This window comes from Fluviispira multicolorata (assembly GCF_009208585.1).
GTDB lineage: Bacteria > Bdellovibrionota_B > Oligoflexia > Silvanigrellales > Silvanigrellaceae > Silvanigrella > Silvanigrella multicolorata.
On the sequence record NZ_WFLN01000006.1, the window covers coordinates 87,933 to 107,066 of the forward strand.

Consider the following 19,134-nt stretch of genomic DNA (forward strand, 5'->3'; position numbering starts at 1 on the left):
GAATTTAAAAAACAATGGCATATAAACTTCCTCTAGAAAAAAAAATAGAAGTTAAATCCGCATTGGAGCCTTACTTTCAAAGAGTGCGAGGTGCCATCATACCTGGGGCATACCGTTTACAATTATTACTTACTGATTGGATTTCCTTAGGAGTGCTTGAGATCCCTGCTATTTTAATTACAGGTAGCAACGGCAAGGGAACAACGTGTTCTTTCATTGAAGCAATTATGAGAGAGCATGGCTTAAAAACAGGTTTTTACACTTCTCCACATCTAATCCATCCAAATGAAAGAATTAGAATAAATGGTATTCCTATTGATGAAGTTCTATTAGAAGAAAATTTAGAGATCATTATCTCTGCTTCAAAAAAATATTTGCCTGATGCTAGTTTTTTTGAAATTTCCACCGCAGCCTCTCTTATTATTTTTTTACAGCAAAAAATCGATTTTCTAGTTTGCGAAGTAGGTCTTGGTGGTAAATTTGACAGCACAAATGCAATAGTTCCCATTATCAGTGTGCTCACGAATGTTAGTTTGGAGCATACGGATTATTTAGGAGACACTTTTTTTAAAATATCATATGATAAAACACATGTATCAAGAAGAAATAAATCATTTATATTTGGAGAGCTCAACGCTGAAGCCTTAGAGGGTGCGAAAGAAGCTTGCAAAAAAATCGGTTCAAATATGATAGATTCTAATTCCTTTATATCTGATAAATATGAGAATATTTTAAAAAAAATTAAAGATAAAAACACCACAGAATACCCTGAATTTGTAAAAATTAATTTAAAAAACTTAAGAGTTTCTTTTACAGCTCTTAATGAACTCGAAAAAATAATATTCTCCATACAAAAAATAAACTTCGAAAAACAAAAAATATACAGTGCTCTTTCTAAAACATTTTGGCCAGGTCGCTTTGATGTGAGATCTATTAATAATAGAACTGTTATATTTGATGCTTCTCACAATCCAGATGGTTTTGATTTTTTTATAAATCAATATTTACAATCTGAATATAAAGATAAGCAATGTGTTCTTGTCTTTGCTAGCTTAATTGATAAAAATTGGAAAATAACTTTAGAAAATATGCCAAAGATTTCAAAGAATATTATTTTTACACAAATTGAATCAGAAAGAGCAGAATCTATTTCTCATTTTTCTAAACACATCGAGAATTCAAGCTTAGAGAATGATTCATTTGCGCTTTCAGCAAAGAGCGATATAACATGTCAGTACTTTAGCAATTTAGACACTGCATTAGAAACTGCCATGAATCATTTTTCAGATCTGCCGCTCGTAATAACAGGATCAATTGCTTTTATTGGAACAGTCATGCAAAGATTCAGATTATCTATTTTTAGAGGAATTGAGTGAAAAATAAACTCCTAAGAATTTTTTTTATTTTTTTATTTCATTTGGAGGCATATTCACAACAACCGATTAATAATATACAGATTCCAAACCTTATATACTATGATGCAAACAATATAACACTCAATAAAAATGAGCAAAATATAATATTAGACGGAGATGCTACTTTTTTGTTAGGAAATAGCTATTTGTCAGCAAAGAAAATTATTTTTCAAAAAAATATTAATTTACTAACAGCAAGCGGTGATGTTAAGTTAATTAATAATAAACAAAAAATAACGGCTTCGAAAATAGTTATTGATGTAAATACAAAACAAATGAGAATGGACAATGTTAAAATATTTTCAGACCCATCACTTTCAGATTTGAAAGTATCAGAAGAGACACTCGGTTTTAGTAAAGCTGAAATAGCATTTGATTTAGCCAAGAACTCTCGAACAAAAGAACTTGAGAATCAACTTAAATCCTTACGTGAAGAATATTTAAACTTAAAAAATTTACAAATTATTAAAAATAAAAATTCTCATGAAATATCAAATAAAATTAATGAACTTACTAATAAGTATAGTCGATTGCTTGCGCGCCTCACACGCACTCAATATCAACCAAATGCAATTTTAGCATCTCTTCCTGAAAAAGTTCGAAATAAATTGATAGAGAGACGATCTGCAGTAGAAAAGTTCAATAAAGAGAATCCAGAAATAGTAAATCAATTTGCAAATTTCTCTGTCATTAAAGGTTATGTAAAAATTGCAGCGGCACAGATTATTCAAAAAGATCAAGAAACCTATTTATTGAATGACTCAATAATCACTCCTTGCAAGTGCAGTGATTTTAATGAACCTCCTATTTATGGGTTCAGTTCACAAAATACAACAGTTGATGTGAACGATTATATTACAATGAAAGATGTTACTTTTGATCTCTTTTCAATTCCTATTTTCTACTCTCCTTGGCTCAAATTTCCTATAAAAGAAAAAAGAGAGACGGGCTTTCTCATTCCAAGTGGGTATATGAGTAACAATGCTGGACAAGCTATTTCTATCCCATTTTTTATCACACTAGGACCTCATGCAGATAGCACTGCAACATATGAGTATTTTAGTGAAAGAGGCTCTCAATTTTCTGGTGATTTTCGCCTACGTCTTGAAGAAAATAGCACTTTCAAAACTGAAGGTAAGTTTATAAAGGATAAAATTAACAAAAAAAATTGGGAAGCTAATAAAAATAATATAGAAAGCGCTATCCAACAATCGACAGTTCCAATTACAATTGAACGCTATCAAAGTTATAGAGGAACAGAGACTGAAAACAGATGGTTTTCAAATAATTCAATAAATATTCCAATTCTGCAAAGCGGATCTCTTAAAGCAAATGGGCAGTTTGTAAGTGATAATATCTATTTATCTGATTTCTCAGATAATAATATTAATATTAATCCTTTGGCCTCAGTTTATGGAGATACATCACCTGCTTCAAGACGCTTTCTAAACCAAGAAATTGATACTGAATATTACGGAGATAATTTTGTACTTTCTGTTAGAGGACAAGGATTACAAGATTTATTTGCAGACGATCAGTCAAAAACTCCTATACGCTTACCAAGAATCGAATTTAATTTACTTCCAGACCGTTACTTTAATTTACCTTTTACATTTAGCAATGAAACTTCTTGGGAAAATGTAGCTCGAATAAATGGATCTAATTTTATTTCAATAGCTCAAAATAGCTCCTCTCCCCAAGGCACATCAATCGTATATATTCCAGGAAGTCAACGTGGACCAAACGATCCCTATGCAAAAGGAAATCGACTTAATTCATTTTCTACAATTCTTCTTCCATTAAAATCAAATGACTATATAAATGCAAATATTTCGGTGAAAAGTTCGGGTACACAGTATTATTTTCCAAACTCTTATCCATACAATGCTAATCAGCCCTATTTAGGCTATATACAATATGGCTCCCATTTCGAAGTCCCAATGTATGGCAAATTAAATAACTCAAGTCTTAATTCACAAAATATAACCGTTACTCAAAATTTTACCCCTTATATAGATTTTAATTATATACCAAGCGTCGTAAAAAGCGATAACTTCCCAAATACTTATCAACTTTGGTACTCTGATGATAGTGTTTTAAGCAATGCTACTTTAACAGTAGGGGCAAAAACTTCTTGGACTATTCAAAAAGAAAGTTTTCAATTATCCAAATCACCTATTCTGCGTCTTCCGAGCACACAAGATTTAGGTGTTGGAAATTTAAAATTTTTTACAGAAAGTATAAAAGAGAAAAATCTTAAAGTTGCGCCTGATTCAAAAGGAATCTTTCAATTTACTTCTGAAACAGAGGCTACAAAAATATTTGATTTGTGGGCTAAAAAAGAATTGAATGACTATACTGAAAAAGTGAGTTCCTATGAATTAAAGCAAAACTATATCTGGCCTGAAGGTAATTTCTATGAAAAGGAAATTCTTTGGAGCATGACTCCACTCTCACTATCAATCGCAACAGGCTACAACCTCATTGCAGACAAAACTGCAAAAGAAGCAAATAAAAATGCAGGCAGTGGTGTTGCTGAAATTCCTGCTCAAAAATACACAGATATTATTACATCAGGAACATTGAATTTAGCCCCGTTTATACCTATTGATGGAACAGTTACAACCGCATATAGTCAATATTATGATAGAGTAAACTCATTAAGTCTTTCAACAAATGCTAATTTACCTTTCGGCTTAAAGCTTTCATATGCAAATGCTCAACAGTATGTTCTTGATCCTAATAACACTCAAAGATTTATTAGAAAGACTCAAGAATCATATGGAGTGACATATTTGCCCTTTAATTGGTTAAAACTAAACTATGAATGGGCTCAAAATACAGACCCTTCTGCTCCTCAAGGAACAGATTTTTCTGCAGGGCGTGGCTATGCTTCTACACAAAATATTTCTTTTTTAAATCTGCAAGACTGCCTTGATCTTATTTTTGCAAGAAATAAACCAGCAGGCGAACCTGAATCAAATGCAACTTATGTCGTCTCATTAAACTTAAAACTTTTTGGTTTTGAGAAAAAGCTTGATAAAACTAACTGGTAAAAGCTTAAAAGAATATCACTTGATGGTTTTTTAACGAAAGTCTTTACAACAAAGTTCTCCTATGCTAACCAAAGTGACGTGTGTTCTGGCCGTAGCTCAGCTGGATAGAGCATCGGATTTCTAATCCGATGGTCGCGTGTTCGAATCGCGCCGGCCAGGCCACACAAAAATTACCTACCTGCATGATAAGCATAGAAATTAGGCAAATTTTACTCGACTTATAAAATAAACGCTCCGATAATCATAATAGAAATAGCTTATCGGAGAAATTTTAGTGGTTTTTTCAAAAAATAAAAAAAACAGAATAGATAATCAAAAGAAATTAAGGACTTCCATACTACAAGCACACACTGTTCTATATATATCTAAAAAAACAGGAAAAACTCATATATTTAGAATTCCTGGGATTATCCCTCCTCTTTTGTTTGCATTTGCAACAATGGTAATTACTATAGCAATCGCTATGACTTTCAACTATTTATCAGTAAGAAAAATTGCTCTCGAACTGGAACAAACGCGTGACGAAAGCTTAGGTCTACAAAGCGAAGTTGAGGCTTTAAATTCAAGGATAAGAAGCATTCAAGAAACTGTGAATCAAGTCACTAATTATTCTGAAAAAATTAAAAAAGTAACCACCCGAACAGACGATAGAAGGCCAAATAAAAATAAAAGTCAGGTAAACCCAAGTGAGCAAAACGGAATTGGCCCCTTAACGAGAGAAGAATTCGCCCTGAGCAATAAAGTTACTGGTCTTAAAATAGAAAGCTTAGAGCTCAAATCACTCTTTGATATCGTGCAAGAATCAGAACTAAAAACCACCAAGCAACTCAATGATTTGAAAAAATTCTTAGTGGAAGCCCAAAAATATGCTTTAAAACTTCAAACAATCCCAGATGTTGCACCAGTTCGTGGGCGCTTAACTTCAATATTTGGATGGCGCACAAGCCCTATTTCAGGCCAAGCACGTATTCATTTTGGTATAGACATTGCGGCTCCACCTGGTTCCCCTATTTATGCCACAGCCAATGGTGTGGTTACCAAAGTAAATCGGACAGAAGATTATGGAAAATTTATTGAAATTCTACATGATAGAAAAATAATCACACGCTATGCTCATACAAGCATTGTTTATGCAAAAGAAGGCGCTAAAGTTAAAAAAGGCGACATAATTGCTGCAGTGGGAAATACAGGACACAGTACAGGACCACACGTTCATTATGAAATTGAAGTGAATGGGAAACGTTATGATCCGGAAAACTTCATTGTTTTATGGTGACTGTTAGAATTCAGTTGAAATAGAGGTTCTTAAACCATAGTTTCCAGAGGGTGCATTTTGCCCCGTTGCTTGCCATGCTTGACCTACAAACCAATATCCCGCATCGACTCCAAAAGTAACACGATCAAGAGTTGTATAGCGATAAGAAACATCAAGTTCAACGCCGAGATCACGACTAAAACCTACACACATTTTATTCACTGAAGAATTAACTGAAACAGAACTTGCTGTGCAATCATTAAAATTATTTTTATTTAGTTGATTAAGTGCTGCCCAAACCACTGTGGGACCTACAGAACCAAAACTAGGATTTTCATAAGTATAATCAAGACGAATAAATGTTGAGTTTGTAATTGCCCCGCCTGGCATTCCATTGATAGCGGGCATTGTGTTATTGAACATTAAAAAAGACGGTTGAATATTAGAATTCATAACAGCTGCGCTAATATTACTTCCAGCCGCAGGATTTGGATCGAATTGATTGCTGCCACCACTAGCATACCCACCCCAAAAACCAATGACATGGGATTCCTCACGTTCATTTGTTCCTAATAATTTTTGAGATTTCTCAACTGAAGCAATCGATGAATTGTCATTCCCTCCAATTTGATATTTCATTTTTAAAAGAGCAGCGAAAACCCCTTCAAATTTTTGACTTAAACTTGATTTGCTTAAATCTGTAGATATTGCCTCTGAGCTGCCACCCAAGTTTTGATAATTTAAACTCTGAGTGCTTCCACTAGGATATAAAACTTCTGTACCTAGAAAAAACTTAGAAATATAAAATTTAGTATAAAGATCAAGAATATTAAGGGAAGTATTTGAATTGCTATGAGAAAATTTTGAAAAACTTATGCCAAGCTCTTGACTCACACCTGAACTCGAAACATCGGCTGGATCTGATTTTAAACGAGCTTCAATTGTATATGCGGTTGCATCACCATCTTTTGAAGTACCTCCAGATAGTTTTCCATATTTTTCAACATAAATAGCAATATCAAAAGCATTAAAATCTGTATAAAGCGCAACAGCGTCAGTTGTTGTAGGCAAAGAACCATAAGGAGACCATTCTGCATTTCTCCAAATACCTAAACCCCAGTTTCGAGGCATACGCCCTGCGCTAATCAAACCTATAGCCGTTTGATAAGTAAAATAAGCCTGCGTCAATGTTGGAACATCAACATTTTGTGAATAAGGAGTCGAAATATTGAGGGAATTTGAAAATGGCAAAAGAGAATAAGCATTTATTTTATCAGTAGGATTTGCCGCTGACTCACTGTTTTGCCCGAGTAAAGTGCTTGGTCCTGGATAATTATTATAAGCATACTCTAAACCCAAATATAAAGAAAAATTATCAGTAGGACGAGCTTCGAGTAACATGCCAATTGGAACTCTAAAAGCAGCATAGTCTGATTGTGCTGGGGGTGTATTATAAGTCGCTTGACCAACAATACCAGCATGTCCGCTGACCATAAGTGAAGTTGATGAAAATGCTTTAAAATTTACTAATAATAGGGGAGTAGCTGTAAATATGAAAGTAAAATTAAATAACTTTTTAATACTTTTTTTATCTTGAAATCTTTTAATCATTTACTTCTCCAAAAACCAATTCACTGAGAATACAATGCCATCGGGTGCAAACCATAGCATGTAAAAATTGAAATTGCAGTTTTTTAAAGATAAAAGAATTCAGGTATCCAAAATAGATACTACAACAATGAGGTTAAGTAAATGAATCAAAAATCTTCAAAAAATAACAATGGAAAAGGCATTCCTATTAAAGCAATTGCTTGGATATTTATTTTATTTTTTATTATTTTAATTGTGGGTTTTATGATAATTCCAGCTTACTTTGACAAAACTCCCTTTGGAAAACTTTTTCTAAATACCTCAGCTCCATGGGCACTTACTGCTGAAGAAAAAAATAAGTTTAATTACTCCGACAAGCAGTTAAGTGGAAGAAATTTATATTTAGAGTATTGTGCGAGTTGTCATGGCCCTATTGGCAAAGGAGATGGGCCACTTTCTGTTACATTAAGAAAAAGACCTCCTAATTTTATAGATCCATCATCCAGATTTATAAATGGATTCAATAAGATAAAACTTTTGGAAACAATTGAAAAAAGCATTCCAAACAGTGAAATGCCACAATTTAATTACTTACCAAAAGAAACAAAAGAAAATATTATAGAATATCTTTTACATATGCATGAAAATGCAAATTTATATTAATTAAAGAAAATCAAACTTTAATTTATGAGCATCAATAACTTTTAATTTCTTCATCCGCTTTCTTTCTTTTGGATCATTTTCAAACTCTTTAATATCTGCAATGATATCTTCATCAAAAAAACTTTTTTTATTCCATTTATCTGGTAACATAATTCCATCTAAATGATCATTTTCATGTTGAAAGCAGACGCTCGCATATAAGTGAGAAGATTTAACAGAAAACTTTTCGCCAAATTCATTTTGTGCATGAATTTCAACATTTAAAAAACGTTCTGTATCGTGAGATTCCGCATTTGGAAAAGAAAGACAGCCTTCCCAATTTACTTTCACTGAATTAGACATTTTAATCAATTCAGGATTTACAAAAACCATTGGAAAAGTAGCTGGAATTTCTTTATTATTTTTATCAAATACTTTAAAATTATTTTCCTCATTTTCAAAACGATCACTTTCAAACACAGCTTTAAAGTCAACAACAAAAAAACGTTTTGAAATACCGACTTGAGGAGCAGCAAGACCACCCCCATCAAACTCATACATTGTCGCAATAAAATTCTTTAAAAAAACACGAAACTCTTCAGAAAAATTTGCTATTGGAGTTCCTTTTTTGCGCAAAAGAACATGAGGATAGTGTAAAACTTTGAATAATGACATGGAAAATATCTCCAAAATATAGACTAGACATTTCTTCTAAAGAAGAGAAAAGTGCTAAAACTTTCAAACCCGTTAGACCACCAATTGAAAAGACTTTCAACCAAAATACAATCAAAAGGCTTTTTAATAGCTATAATTTCTGCTAACATCTTTGATCGACGAACGGGACACACTCAAGCTGGTGCATGGTGCACTGGGACTCTCGGATTGGCCGTGAGGATAAACTCACTAAAAATATCCCCTCATATTTCCCGAATTTGAGTGGTATATTTATGTTTTTTAAGGTTATTTCATGTTCAAAATCACAGAAAAATCCGTCAAAATTGGCGACGACCAAATCACTATTGAAACAGGTCGAATAGCTCGCCAAGCTGGCGGCTCTGTACTCATCTCATGCGGTGGAACTCAAGTGCTTGTCAGTGCAACTGCAGCAAAACAAGCGCAAGCCACTGCTTCTTTTTTCCCTCTGTCTGTAGACTATATCGAAAAATTCTACTCAGCAGGACGTATCCCAGGTGGATATATTAAGAGAGAAACAAGACCATCCGATCGCGAAGTTTTAACAAGCCGTCTTATTGACCGCCCGATACGCCCTCTTTTTCCAGAAACTTATCTTGTAGAAACTCAAGTTATTGCCACTGTGGTTTCATTAGATCCTAAAATTTCACCTGCACAACTCGCAATTTTAGGCGCAAGCTGCGCTCTTCATATTTCAGACATTCCATTTGCTGGGCCCGTTGCTGGCGTCCGCGTTGGCTTCAAGAATGGAAAATATTTAATAAATCCTCCTGAAGCTGAATTGCCTGAAAGTGATCTTGACCTTGTCGTAGCAGGAACAAGTGAAGCCATTTTAATGGTTGAAGCTGCTGTTAATTTTCTTTCTGAAGAACAAGTTCTTGAAGCGATTGAGATTGGACATAAAGAAATTAAAAAACTTTGTGCTGTTCAAGACGAAATTCGCTCTATTTGCGGAAAAGAAAAGAGAGAAGTTCCTGCTGCACCTGAAAATGCTGACATGAAATCTACACTTGCTAAAAAATATGCAAAATCATTACGTGATGCTTATGCTATTGCAGGAAAAGCAGAACGTAAAACTGAAATTGATAAAATCAAAAAAGAAGCTAAAGCAACTCTTGTTGAAGAAGGAAATGCAGATTCCGAAAAAGCATTTAGTTATCTTTTTGAAATGCAAGAGTATAAAACTCTGCGCACAAGCATTATTAAAGACAACCGTCGTGTAGATGGCCGTTCGACAAAAGACATTCGTAATATTGACTGCCAAACAGGTGTTTTAAAAAGAACTCACGGATCTGCATTATTCACACGTGGAGAGACTCAGTCTCTTGGCGTTGTTACCTTAGGAACGAGTGACGATGCACAAAGAAGTGAATCCATAATGAAAGTTCTTGAAGAAAAAACCTTTATGCTTCATTACAATATGCCTGGCTATTCCGTTGGAGAAGTTAAACGCTTAGGCTCTCCCGCACGTCGCGAAGTGGGTCATGGTAATTTAGCAGAAAGAGCACTCAAAGCCTCTTTACCTGCTCGCAATCGCTTTCCTTATTCTATTCGTATTGTGTCTGAAATCACCGAAAGCAATGGTTCAAGTTCTATGGCCTCTGTTTGCTCTGGAACTCTTTCCATGCTCGACGCAGGTGTACCATTAAAAGAACCTATTGCAGGTATTGCAATGGGCCTTATCTTGGAAGGTAAAGAATTTGCGATTCTTTCTGACATTCTTGGAGATGAAGATCATCTTGGAGATATGGATTTTAAAGTTGCAGGAAGTAAATCTGGAATCACAGCTTTACAAATGGACATTAAAATTAGCGGAATTTCCATGGAAATTCTCAGACAAGCTTTAGCACAAGCAAAAGAAGGCCGTACTCATATCCTTGATAAAATGCTCCATGCAATTTCTCGTCCAAATGACTTAAGCCAACTTGCACCACGCATTGAACAAATTAAAATTAAGCCAGAAAGAGTTCGTGATCTTATTGGCCCAGGTGGCAAAAACATTAAGAAAATTGTTGCTGATACAGGTTGTAAACTTGAAGTCAACGACGAAGGAATTGTTAGCGTGGCTTCTACAGATGGAAATTCTGCTGCTAAGGCTAAACGCATGATCAACTATCTAACCACCGATCCAGAAATTGGTGAAATTTATCTAGGAATTGTTAAGAAAACAGCTGATTTTGGTGCATTTGTTGAAATTAAACCTGGCGTTGAAGGTCTAGTTCATATTTCACAATTAGCGGCCACACGTGTTAATAAAACTGAAGAAGTTGTTAAAGAAGGTGACGAAATTATGGTTAAAGTCATCGAACTCGATAGAACGGGTCGTATTAAATTAAGCCGCAAAGATGCCATTGGTAAAACGCCTTCAAACGAAGGAACTCGACCTTGGGTTTTATAAACCTAAAGAAGGCGCTTTTTACAGTCCCTTAACTCTGTCTCTGCACGCTTAAGATTTGGAAGCAAAATTCCGAAAAATCTTAATAAATGCTAAGGACAGAGTTTTTTTATGAGAACAATCTTATTTTATATTATTTCTTTTTTATTTATTTCAATAATTATTTCCCCTAAAATTTATGCAGAAGGTTTTAGCGCAAATTGGGTTGACATTATGATATTACATAATGGAAAATACCGAGTGATTATTAAATATACGAATTTAAAAATTGGCGAATATCGTGAGGCTTATGTTGATTTTGAATCAAAAAAAGAGGCTATTGAAGTCTTTCAAAAATTAGCCTTAGGAGCTGATTTCTACTGGGGTGATAGGAAAACAATTCACTTTCACAAAACCCCAGATAAACCAAATCCATATTAATTATTTAATTTAAAATTATTTAAATTCTGAGCAAATGAAATAATAATTTGTGCAATATAACCTGAATACTCAGCAATATGAGCATGGTGACCACTGGTCAAATACAGTTCAGTATGATTATTGCACATTGAAAGAAAGTTATAAGCATTTTGTACTGGAAAAACTTGATCATTTCTCCCATGAATAATGCATGTTGGTTGAGTTATTTTTTGAGAGTACAAATGCTCCTCTTTAAAAAAATTCATTATCAATTCAGTTTGTTTAATTTCAATCTCTTTAGAAATTAAGTTAATTTCTTTAAATAAATAAGATTCATTTAAAATATCAAGTGCAATATTTTTTCCATACATAAGTCTTATATAAGCTTCACTTTCAGAATCTTCATTATTTAAAATATTATAGACATCACTATTTGACAAAACCCTTTTTTTACCGCCTGGTGATGTATTATTTAAAAAAATAGCTTTTGGCATAGGAAAGTTCGCTAAAGATAGATATGATCGCACAACATAGCCACCCATTGAATGACCCAAAAAATAGAATTCATCTTTTTCATTTAGGTCAAGCATATTTACCGCAAATTTTGCATAGTCTTCAATCTTTTCTATTTCAGAAAATTTCGAATTTCCAATGTCTGGGTAATTAAAACAAATAACTTCAAAATATTTTGATAAATTTTCAATAAAATATTTATTCCATCTATTTATACTTGATTTAAATCCTGTAAATAAAATTATTTTTCTAGCGTGCTCACCAAGATGAAAATATTCAAATGCGCAATTCTTTTTCTTTATTATTTTGTACATAATTCTTTCCAATATAGTTTATGGTTATTATTCCTATCAAAGAAAATAAAACAATATAATATTCATATTTAAATGCAGCATTTTGCAACAAAAATAAAGTCACGCTATTTGCAATTGCTGCTCCCATGGTCATTATCATGCCCGCCTTATACTTATCAATATTGTCAAGAATAATAGCAAATCCGGAAGAAATAAATAAACCATATGGAATAACCAAAAGTATTTTAAGCAAATCAATATTAATATTTATTAAAATTTTACCAAAAGTCAGTATTGCAACAAGAAAATACCCAATTTTAATATTCATCAAATAATTCTTGTTAAATAGTGAAAATAATATTGCAAATAAAGAATATAATATAACTAAAGTGAAATTCAAACCAATATGAATTGAATTAAAATTAAACAATTCAAATTGAACTAACAGTGAAGGCATCATTATTAGAAAAACTTTAAAAATATCATAAATATTACGTATACTCCATTCCCTTTTTTCAGCCTTAAAAGAATTTACTCCATTTTTCAAATCAAATTTAACTAATATAAATCTAAAGAAAAATAAAATTAGCGAAGAGACAATTATAACATATTTAAATAGATGTATATTTACTAAATTTGAAACTACATTAGCAATCCCACATCCAAAAATAAAGCTAGCTGAAATTAATGAGGATGAATATGCTTTATTTTCAAAATTTTCTCTTGATAAAATAATTGCTGATGAAGCATCTGCACTCGCACTCGCAACTTGAATAAATCTTAAAAATATAAATAATATACCTGAAAATATACCAATTTTATCATATTCTGGCAATAATAAAATTAAAAAAGTACTTGCTGCCGTTATAAACATTGTTATTTTATATATTTTTAATGATCCAAACTTATCTATAAAGCTCGCAATATAAGTACCACCAATAAATTTACCAATAAAATTTAAAAACACAAAAATAAGAGGGAGTGAATATCCTGAACTATTAAAATAATGTTCTGAAATCACAAAAGAATAAAACAAAAATATACTAAATTCAAAATATTCAAAAGCAGTGCCAGAAAATAAAATAAATGATTTACTTTTCACCTAAAACTCCTTTTGCTTTATTTTCAAAAAAGCAAACAGATAAATCTAAAAATAATTTTATATCACTTAAATTATTCTTCAAAAAATTTTTCTCACTCACTTTTTTTTCTTCCCAACTCAGAAATACATTTATAATATTAACTTCATCTTTTATTATTTTTTGCCTAGAGATATTTAATCCCTTTGATACACCTTCTTCATGCCTAATTCTCATAATATCAATATTTTTCTCATAATCATCACTTGAAGGATCTAAAAGGATATCAGAATAATACTTAATTTCTTTTTCACTCGTGGAACAATTTGATATAATTGGGCAATATTGTGATTTTCCCGCTAGTGCGACTCTTTCAGAAAATCTTAAACCTCTATGAACTAATAAATTTGATTCCATTTTTTTTAAATTCATTTCTCCACACCCTAATCCATTAATAAATTGATTTTTCATATTAAATTTATTCATATAATCATTTAAAATTTCATCCGCATATTTATTAATATCTACTAGTTTATATTTATAACAGAGCAAATACTTACTATTTTCAATCGTAGTAATCACAATAACTCCTTACACAAAATATTGGGCATATATATTCAATTTTATCAATCTTTAAATTTATATTATTTTTTTCTCCCATTAATTTTTCAAATTCAATTACCCCCTTGTTTCTTTCTATTGACTTTATTTTTCTTAGAATCATATTTTTCTTTTTTATACTTCTTCTTCTCTTAAAATGTATTAAACAATATGCACCCAAAAAATTATGGTAATCTTTAATTTTTTTATTCCCAAAAACAATTGAAAATTTGCTAAAAACACCTTCATATCTATCATCTAAAATTTTATAATAGCAAATATCATTATAAATTCTTTTCATTAAAAATATGAAGCTATCTATCCTTTTTTCGTTTTTTAACTCTATTTCAAATCCATCAAAATTTTTATTAGATATAATTTTAAAATCGGAGAAATCATTATTAAACTTCACTCCATTTTTTTCAAAAGAATTCAATAATTTTATTTTCATTCTCTCAGAAATTGCTAACTGATTTTTCTCAATACGCCTCAGAGTATGTTCTGAAATCCCTGTTCTTAACGAAAACTTTAATCTTGATAATCTTAAAACTTCTTTCCGGACCTTTAAAATATTATTAATAAGCAAATCAATCTCCCAATTATATGAATAAATAACTATGTACTAAATTTCTTTGGCATTTGGCAAGCAAAAAAATCAAAAATGATAGATAATGTAATACTTCTTACAATTTTCAGCTATATCCATTTTTATAGTATGATGATAATTATTTGGTATTTGGCAATTGCCTTAAAAATATAATTTGACTTCAAAGAATGAAAGTATATTTTTAACGATAGTAAATATTAATTATTACGAGGTTTTAATATGTCAATGAGTTATAAAAAAGAATGCATTTTTTCTGATATTATTTTAGATAAAGGAATATTATTTAAAAATTTGAGTGATGATCAGATATTGTATTATTATAGTTTTTTAAAGTATGAAATTGAATTCTATAACAAATATGATTTTAAATGTAATCTAATTTCAGACATTGATTGTCTAAGAGAATTAAGACGAACTAAAAAAGCAAAAAGAAAATTAGAAAAAATTCTAGCATCTAGAGCCTGTTCTCAAATTTTTTCCTAAAAGATAGATCACCCCACGTAAATCAATAAAGTGAGGTAATTTTTACTTCTATTTAATAGGTAACAATGCTAACTTAACCATTGACTCTCGTTTTTCTACCGATAAATGTCAACATGAAATAATAGTTCTGATTAAATTATCCTTTATCTGTTATATCTTTATAAAAATTACACAACGTCTGAGCAAGTAATATAGGATCATCTGTTGTTAAATCATGACCTAAATTTTCAAGAACACATAATTTTGAATTAGGAAAACTGTGCCATAGCGAAATGGAATTTGTCCAAGGAACTAGTTCATCGTGTTTTGATACGATAAAAAGACAAGGATAATTTATAATAGAGTTCTCTAAGTTTGCTTTATACCTTGCTGCAGCATATAGCTGCCTCAATATTGCTAAATGAGAAAAGCCCTCGATTTTCCAAAGTTCATCCCACTTATCAACAATATTTTCATGCTTTGACAATGTATTTTTCGAAACTAAATAGCGTGAAAGTATTTTATGTTTTGGTGGACTAATTCCAAATGATAAGAAAATAGCAAGCAATAATTTAACCATTGGTTTTTTATTTATTCTTTTTTGCTTAAATCCAGCAGAAGAAGAGGCCATAATACAAATTGATTTTACATTAATATTTATATTTTTCTCTTTAGAAAATAATTTAGCTAACTCAATTACAACCATTCCACCTAAGCTCATTCCACATAAATGAACATTCTTAATAGACAGTTGCTCTAACGTTAATTTAACATCTTCAGCAAAATCTTTAATGCACGATCTTCCTACTCGACTTTTACTTCCTCCAGTTCCTAATAAATCAATTAAAATTATGTCACAGTATTTTAATATTTCATCCTCAAATTCAAGCCAAAATCCCATGGATCTGCCCAAACCTCGGATTAAAACAATTGGGGAAGATATGACTTTTACTTTTGCAGTTGATTCCTTTAATTTATAATATAAAATAGTTGGTTTCATATATTTAAAACCTAAAGACTTTCAAATGAAATATTCGCTTGAAAGGGTGGGTTAATTGGTCGTGAAAATTGAAAATTCCTTAACTTTTCTTCAAGACAATTTCTAACAATCTCTTGGGATTTTCCTTTTATAGCAAAAATAATATCATTTTTAGAAAAATCAAGCGAACTCGTTCTCCTTTTAATATTTTTAATTTTAATAACACCATTTAGAACCATCAATGGGTCTTGAATCTCTTGCTCTGCAACACAATTTGCAAGTTCAGCGGAAGAAAATTCTTTTAACTCTGATAAATATTTATCTTGGATTCTTTTTATTCTATCATTTCCTATGAGATCAATTTTTAAATTTATTGTACCACGTATTCTATCTTTTTTCATAACTTCACTTGTATATGCATTATAAACACGCTTTACAGAAAAAAGTTTTCTTACATCAATAATTTCATAATTTCTTTTAAAATAAATTAAATAATTATCTTTTATTTTAGGATCCTCATTCTTTTTAATCTCAGAACTTCCTAAAAAATACACTGCTTGGGGATCTACTTTATCATATAAATTAATTTCAATTACCTTCAATAAAGCTCTTTCTTTATGGTTTGAGTTTGAATAGTAAAGATCATTTAATTTAAAATAATTCTTAGTTGTTCTAATTCTTTTTTTCAAATCATATGTATTAAATTCACTTAATTTCTTATTTATTGAAACAACAGTCATTGATTGCAATAGCCAAGTACCTTCTGGAAAATAAAATTTTTGTGGAACAAATTTTTCATCTTTACACATTGCTCTATCGTGATTCAGTTTCATTAAAAATGAATATTGGATAGGTTCTTTTTTATTTGCCCAAATAAATTTTAAACTACCTTTAACTTTGCAAGGTATATCAATTATTAAACCTAGATAATAAGATTTCTGAGTTTTTAAATAACTTCCAGAACTTTGTAAAGCTGGAAAAACCTGATTTGCAACTTGAAATCCAATATTATTTATTGAAAATTTTCTCCCTAACGACTTTAAATAAATACGAATAGGATCGATTGAAATTGCTTCATCATCAATTGAATCAAAAAGAGTTTTTTGTCCAAGGCTATTATTAATTGCATAGAGCTTAGATTCTGCAGAAAGAGAAGGAAAAGGGGAAATATTATTTTCTGAAACTATAAACTGTAATTTTTTATTTTCATTACTAACATAGGGTCCAATATATGGGATATTTGTATTTATAAATTCATTATTTCCTACTTTTATTTCAGCACTCGCTCCAATAAACTCATATTCTCCAACTGGAAATTTTAATAACTTTGAAGAATAAACAGTCTTAATAAAATTTTTTTTAGATAACAAAAGCTGTTTTTGATTTTTTACTGTAGAGTCTAATGATGTATAAATATAGCGATTTTCATTAATATTACGAAAATTCAGTTTAACTGAACGGACATAAAACTCTTGAGAGCTCCCTTTTTCATCTCCTAGGGAAAATGCCCAGGCCACTGGGAACCAAATATATCCATAATTTTCAGCATATATAAAATTCGAATGAAAAATAAAGATAACATAAATCAATATTGAAATTATCTTTATCATATTTACTCTTGCAGTCTAAGAATATTGTTTATAAAATATTTTTTTTAACTTGGAGAATACCGTGTCTAAAATAATGTTACTCATGTCAAAAAAAGTTCTCCTTAAAGAAAACTCTGAATTTATAATTAGCCCAGCCTGCATAGAAATCTCTGGTATTCATATTACCAAGGTTAAAAAACACTCATTAAAATCATACCAAAAATATTGTGAGAATGAAAATCTGCATGCAATTTATGAAATCCATGATTTTGGCGATTTTCTAATTTCTCCCTCCTTTGTTAATTGTCACACTCATGTTGCAATGAGCTTTTTTAGAGCTATATTAAACAATAGATTTAAGTCCAAAAATCTTATTGAAGATGTTTTATTTAAAGCAGAATCCTATTTGTCTCCAGAAGATGTTCAAGCATTCGCAAGAATGGGTGCGTATGAAAATATTTTAAATGGAAATGCGCTTATCTGGGATCATTATTACCATGCACATTCAATTGCCAACGCCTGTCTTGAAACTGGAATTTCAGCGGTTATTGCGCCAACTTTACAAGATATTTCAGGTCCAGGTGTTCACTTATGTGAAAAAGCATTTCAAGATACAATTACAATCCATGAAGATAATAAGTTTTCTAAGGATGCAATATTTTCAAGCTTTGGCCCTCATGCCACAGATACAGTAAGCGTAGATTTATGGGAAAGACTTCGTAAAGAAGCTCTTTCAACAAACCTCCCTATCCACACACATGTTGCTCAGTCATACGAAGAAGTAAAAAGAATTTATGCAAAACACAAATTAACACCCATTGCATTTTTAAAAAAATTAAAAATTTTAAAGAGCGAAATAAAATCATTATTAGTGCATGGAATTTACCTCGATAAAAGTGATTTAAATAGTATAAACTCAAAAAGTAGTGCACTCGTTTTTTGCCCTTTTTCCCAAATGATTTTTCAGTTTCCTGCAAATATTTTAGATTGGGAAAAGCATAAGCTACAATGGTTTATTGCAACTGATTGCGTCGCAAGTAACGACTCTATGAATATTCAAAAAGAATTGCGTTTTGTCAGCGGCTTTCCTTCCTTACACAATACATTTCAAAATTATCAAAAAATTCTTAAAAAGAGTTCACTTAAAGAGAGGACTATATTTTTAAAAAACCGTAAGAAAACAAAACTTTTAGAGGATAAATTTTCAAACTCTTCTTTTTTATTAAATAAGATTTTATCTGGTCCTGGAAATTTCCACCCAAAATTTAAAGCAGGTTCAATTGAGATAAATGCATTGGCTAATTTAACAGTTTGGGACATTGACCACCCATCATTTTGGCCTCCAAATAATTTACAAAGAAGCTTGAGTATGGGCGATACAACAGGAGCTATTCACAATATGTGTATCAAAGGCAAGTGGGTCGGGAAAAATGGACAATTTACACACAGCATTCTCACAAGTGATAAATATAAACAGTCCTTAAAAGAGGCAAATGAGCGTCTTACTATTTTGCTTAAAAAAATATAAAAACTTCTGTATAAAAAAGATAGTAAGAAGTACGACTTG

Annotated in this window: 16 protein-coding genes and 1 tRNA gene; 9 read left to right on the top strand and 8 right to left on the bottom strand. The window is 31.2% G+C overall.

Annotation, left to right across the window (positions count from 1 at the left end; translation table 11 throughout):
* The first annotated feature begins 14 nt into the window (after positions 1-14).
* The 4 genes from GCL57_RS06800 (at position 15) to GCL57_RS06815 (ending at position 5,747) form a co-directional block, all read left to right on the top strand.
* Positions 15-1,376 (top strand): bifunctional folylpolyglutamate synthase/dihydrofolate synthase, encoded by a 1,362-nt coding sequence (locus GCL57_RS06800; RefSeq protein ID WP_152212606.1) that lies wholly within the window; start codon positions 15-17, stop codon positions 1,374-1,376.
* The gene (locus GCL57_RS06805) at positions 1,373-4,471 is read left to right on the top strand and encodes an LPS-assembly protein LptD (RefSeq protein ID WP_152212607.1); all 3,099 of its coding nucleotides are present in this window, start codon (positions 1,373-1,375) and stop codon (positions 4,469-4,471) included. Before GCL57_RS06800 ends, GCL57_RS06805 begins: the two co-directional genes overlap by 4 nt.
* A gap of 85 nt (positions 4,472-4,556) precedes the next feature.
* Positions 4,557-4,633: transfer RNA gene (locus tag GCL57_RS06810), tRNA-Arg, on the top strand.
* A gap of 112 nt (positions 4,634-4,745) precedes the next feature.
* Complete coding sequence (locus GCL57_RS06815) at positions 4,746-5,747, top strand: M23 family metallopeptidase (protein ID WP_152212608.1); 1,002 nt, start codon at positions 4,746-4,748, stop codon at positions 5,745-5,747.
* A gap of 3 nt (positions 5,748-5,750) precedes the next feature.
* Here the strand turns inward: GCL57_RS06815 and GCL57_RS06820 are convergent, their stop codons facing one another.
* A complete protein-coding gene (locus tag GCL57_RS06820) occupies positions 5,751-7,337 on the bottom strand; it encodes a hypothetical protein (protein ID WP_152212609.1) in 1,587 nt (528 codons plus the stop codon).
* 141 nt (positions 7,338-7,478) lie between these two features.
* Here GCL57_RS06820 and GCL57_RS06825 point away from each other — a divergent pair, with 141 nt between their 5' ends.
* Positions 7,479-7,979 (top strand): c-type cytochrome, encoded by a 501-nt coding sequence (locus GCL57_RS06825; protein WP_152212610.1) that lies wholly within the window; start codon positions 7,479-7,481, stop codon positions 7,977-7,979.
* On the opposite strand, the gene GCL57_RS06830 is transcribed toward GCL57_RS06825, so the two are convergent.
* On the bottom strand, positions 7,980-8,633 hold the full coding sequence (locus GCL57_RS06830) for a peptide deformylase (protein ID WP_152212611.1): 654 nt from the start codon (positions 8,631-8,633) through the stop codon (positions 7,980-7,982).
* A 292-nt stretch (positions 8,634-8,925) separates the two neighbouring features.
* On the opposite strand from GCL57_RS06830, the gene pnp reads away from it, so the two are divergent.
* Both pnp and GCL57_RS06840 read left to right on the top strand, forming a co-directional pair.
* Positions 8,926-11,049, top strand: coding sequence for a polyribonucleotide nucleotidyltransferase (pnp, locus tag GCL57_RS06835; RefSeq protein WP_152212612.1), 2,124 nt, complete (start codon positions 8,926-8,928; stop codon positions 11,047-11,049).
* A gap of 108 nt (positions 11,050-11,157) precedes the next feature.
* Positions 11,158-11,466 (top strand): hypothetical protein, encoded by a 309-nt coding sequence (locus GCL57_RS06840; protein WP_152212613.1) that lies wholly within the window; start codon positions 11,158-11,160, stop codon positions 11,464-11,466.
* On the opposite strand, the gene GCL57_RS06845 is transcribed toward GCL57_RS06840, so the two are convergent.
* From GCL57_RS06845 to GCL57_RS06860, 4 genes are read right to left on the bottom strand one after another with little or no spacing between them, the layout of a single operon-like run.
* Positions 11,463-12,272 (bottom strand): alpha/beta fold hydrolase, encoded by an 810-nt coding sequence (locus tag GCL57_RS06845; protein ID WP_152212614.1) that lies wholly within the window; start codon positions 12,270-12,272, stop codon positions 11,463-11,465. The genes GCL57_RS06840 and GCL57_RS06845 overlap by 4 nt on opposite strands.
* Entirely contained in the window at positions 12,235-13,353 is a 1,119-nt protein-coding gene (locus GCL57_RS06850) for an MFS transporter (RefSeq protein WP_152212615.1), read from the bottom strand. Before GCL57_RS06850 ends, GCL57_RS06845 begins: the two co-directional genes overlap by 38 nt.
* Complete coding sequence (locus GCL57_RS06855; protein ID WP_152212616.1) at positions 13,343-13,912, bottom strand: hypothetical protein; 570 nt, start codon at positions 13,910-13,912, stop codon at positions 13,343-13,345. Before GCL57_RS06855 ends, GCL57_RS06850 begins: the two co-directional genes overlap by 11 nt.
* Positions 13,896-14,516, bottom strand: coding sequence for a hypothetical protein (locus GCL57_RS06860; RefSeq protein ID WP_152212617.1), 621 nt, complete (start codon positions 14,514-14,516; stop codon positions 13,896-13,898). The genes GCL57_RS06855 and GCL57_RS06860 overlap by 17 nt, the downstream gene beginning before the upstream one ends.
* Before the next feature lie 240 nt (positions 14,517-14,756).
* On the opposite strand from GCL57_RS06860, the gene GCL57_RS06865 reads away from it, so the two are divergent.
* Entirely contained in the window at positions 14,757-15,020 is a 264-nt protein-coding gene (locus GCL57_RS06865) for a hypothetical protein (protein WP_152212618.1), read from the top strand.
* Between the two features lie 136 nt (positions 15,021-15,156).
* On the opposite strand, the gene GCL57_RS06870 is transcribed toward GCL57_RS06865, so the two are convergent.
* Together GCL57_RS06870 and GCL57_RS06875 are read right to left on the bottom strand one after the other, a co-directional pair.
* Positions 15,157-15,999, bottom strand: a complete 843-nt coding sequence (locus GCL57_RS06870) for an alpha/beta fold hydrolase (protein WP_152212619.1) — start codon at positions 15,997-15,999, stop codon at positions 15,157-15,159.
* Between the two features lie 11 nt (positions 16,000-16,010).
* Positions 16,011-17,588, bottom strand: a complete 1,578-nt coding sequence (locus tag GCL57_RS06875; protein WP_152212620.1) for a hypothetical protein — start codon at positions 17,586-17,588, stop codon at positions 16,011-16,013.
* 61 nt (positions 17,589-17,649) lie between these two features.
* Here GCL57_RS06875 and GCL57_RS06880 point away from each other — a divergent pair, with 61 nt between their 5' ends.
* Positions 17,650-19,095 (top strand): amidohydrolase family protein, encoded by a 1,446-nt coding sequence (locus GCL57_RS06880; RefSeq protein WP_152212621.1) that lies wholly within the window; start codon positions 17,650-17,652, stop codon positions 19,093-19,095.
* The last annotated feature ends 39 nt before the right edge of the window (positions 19,096-19,134 follow it).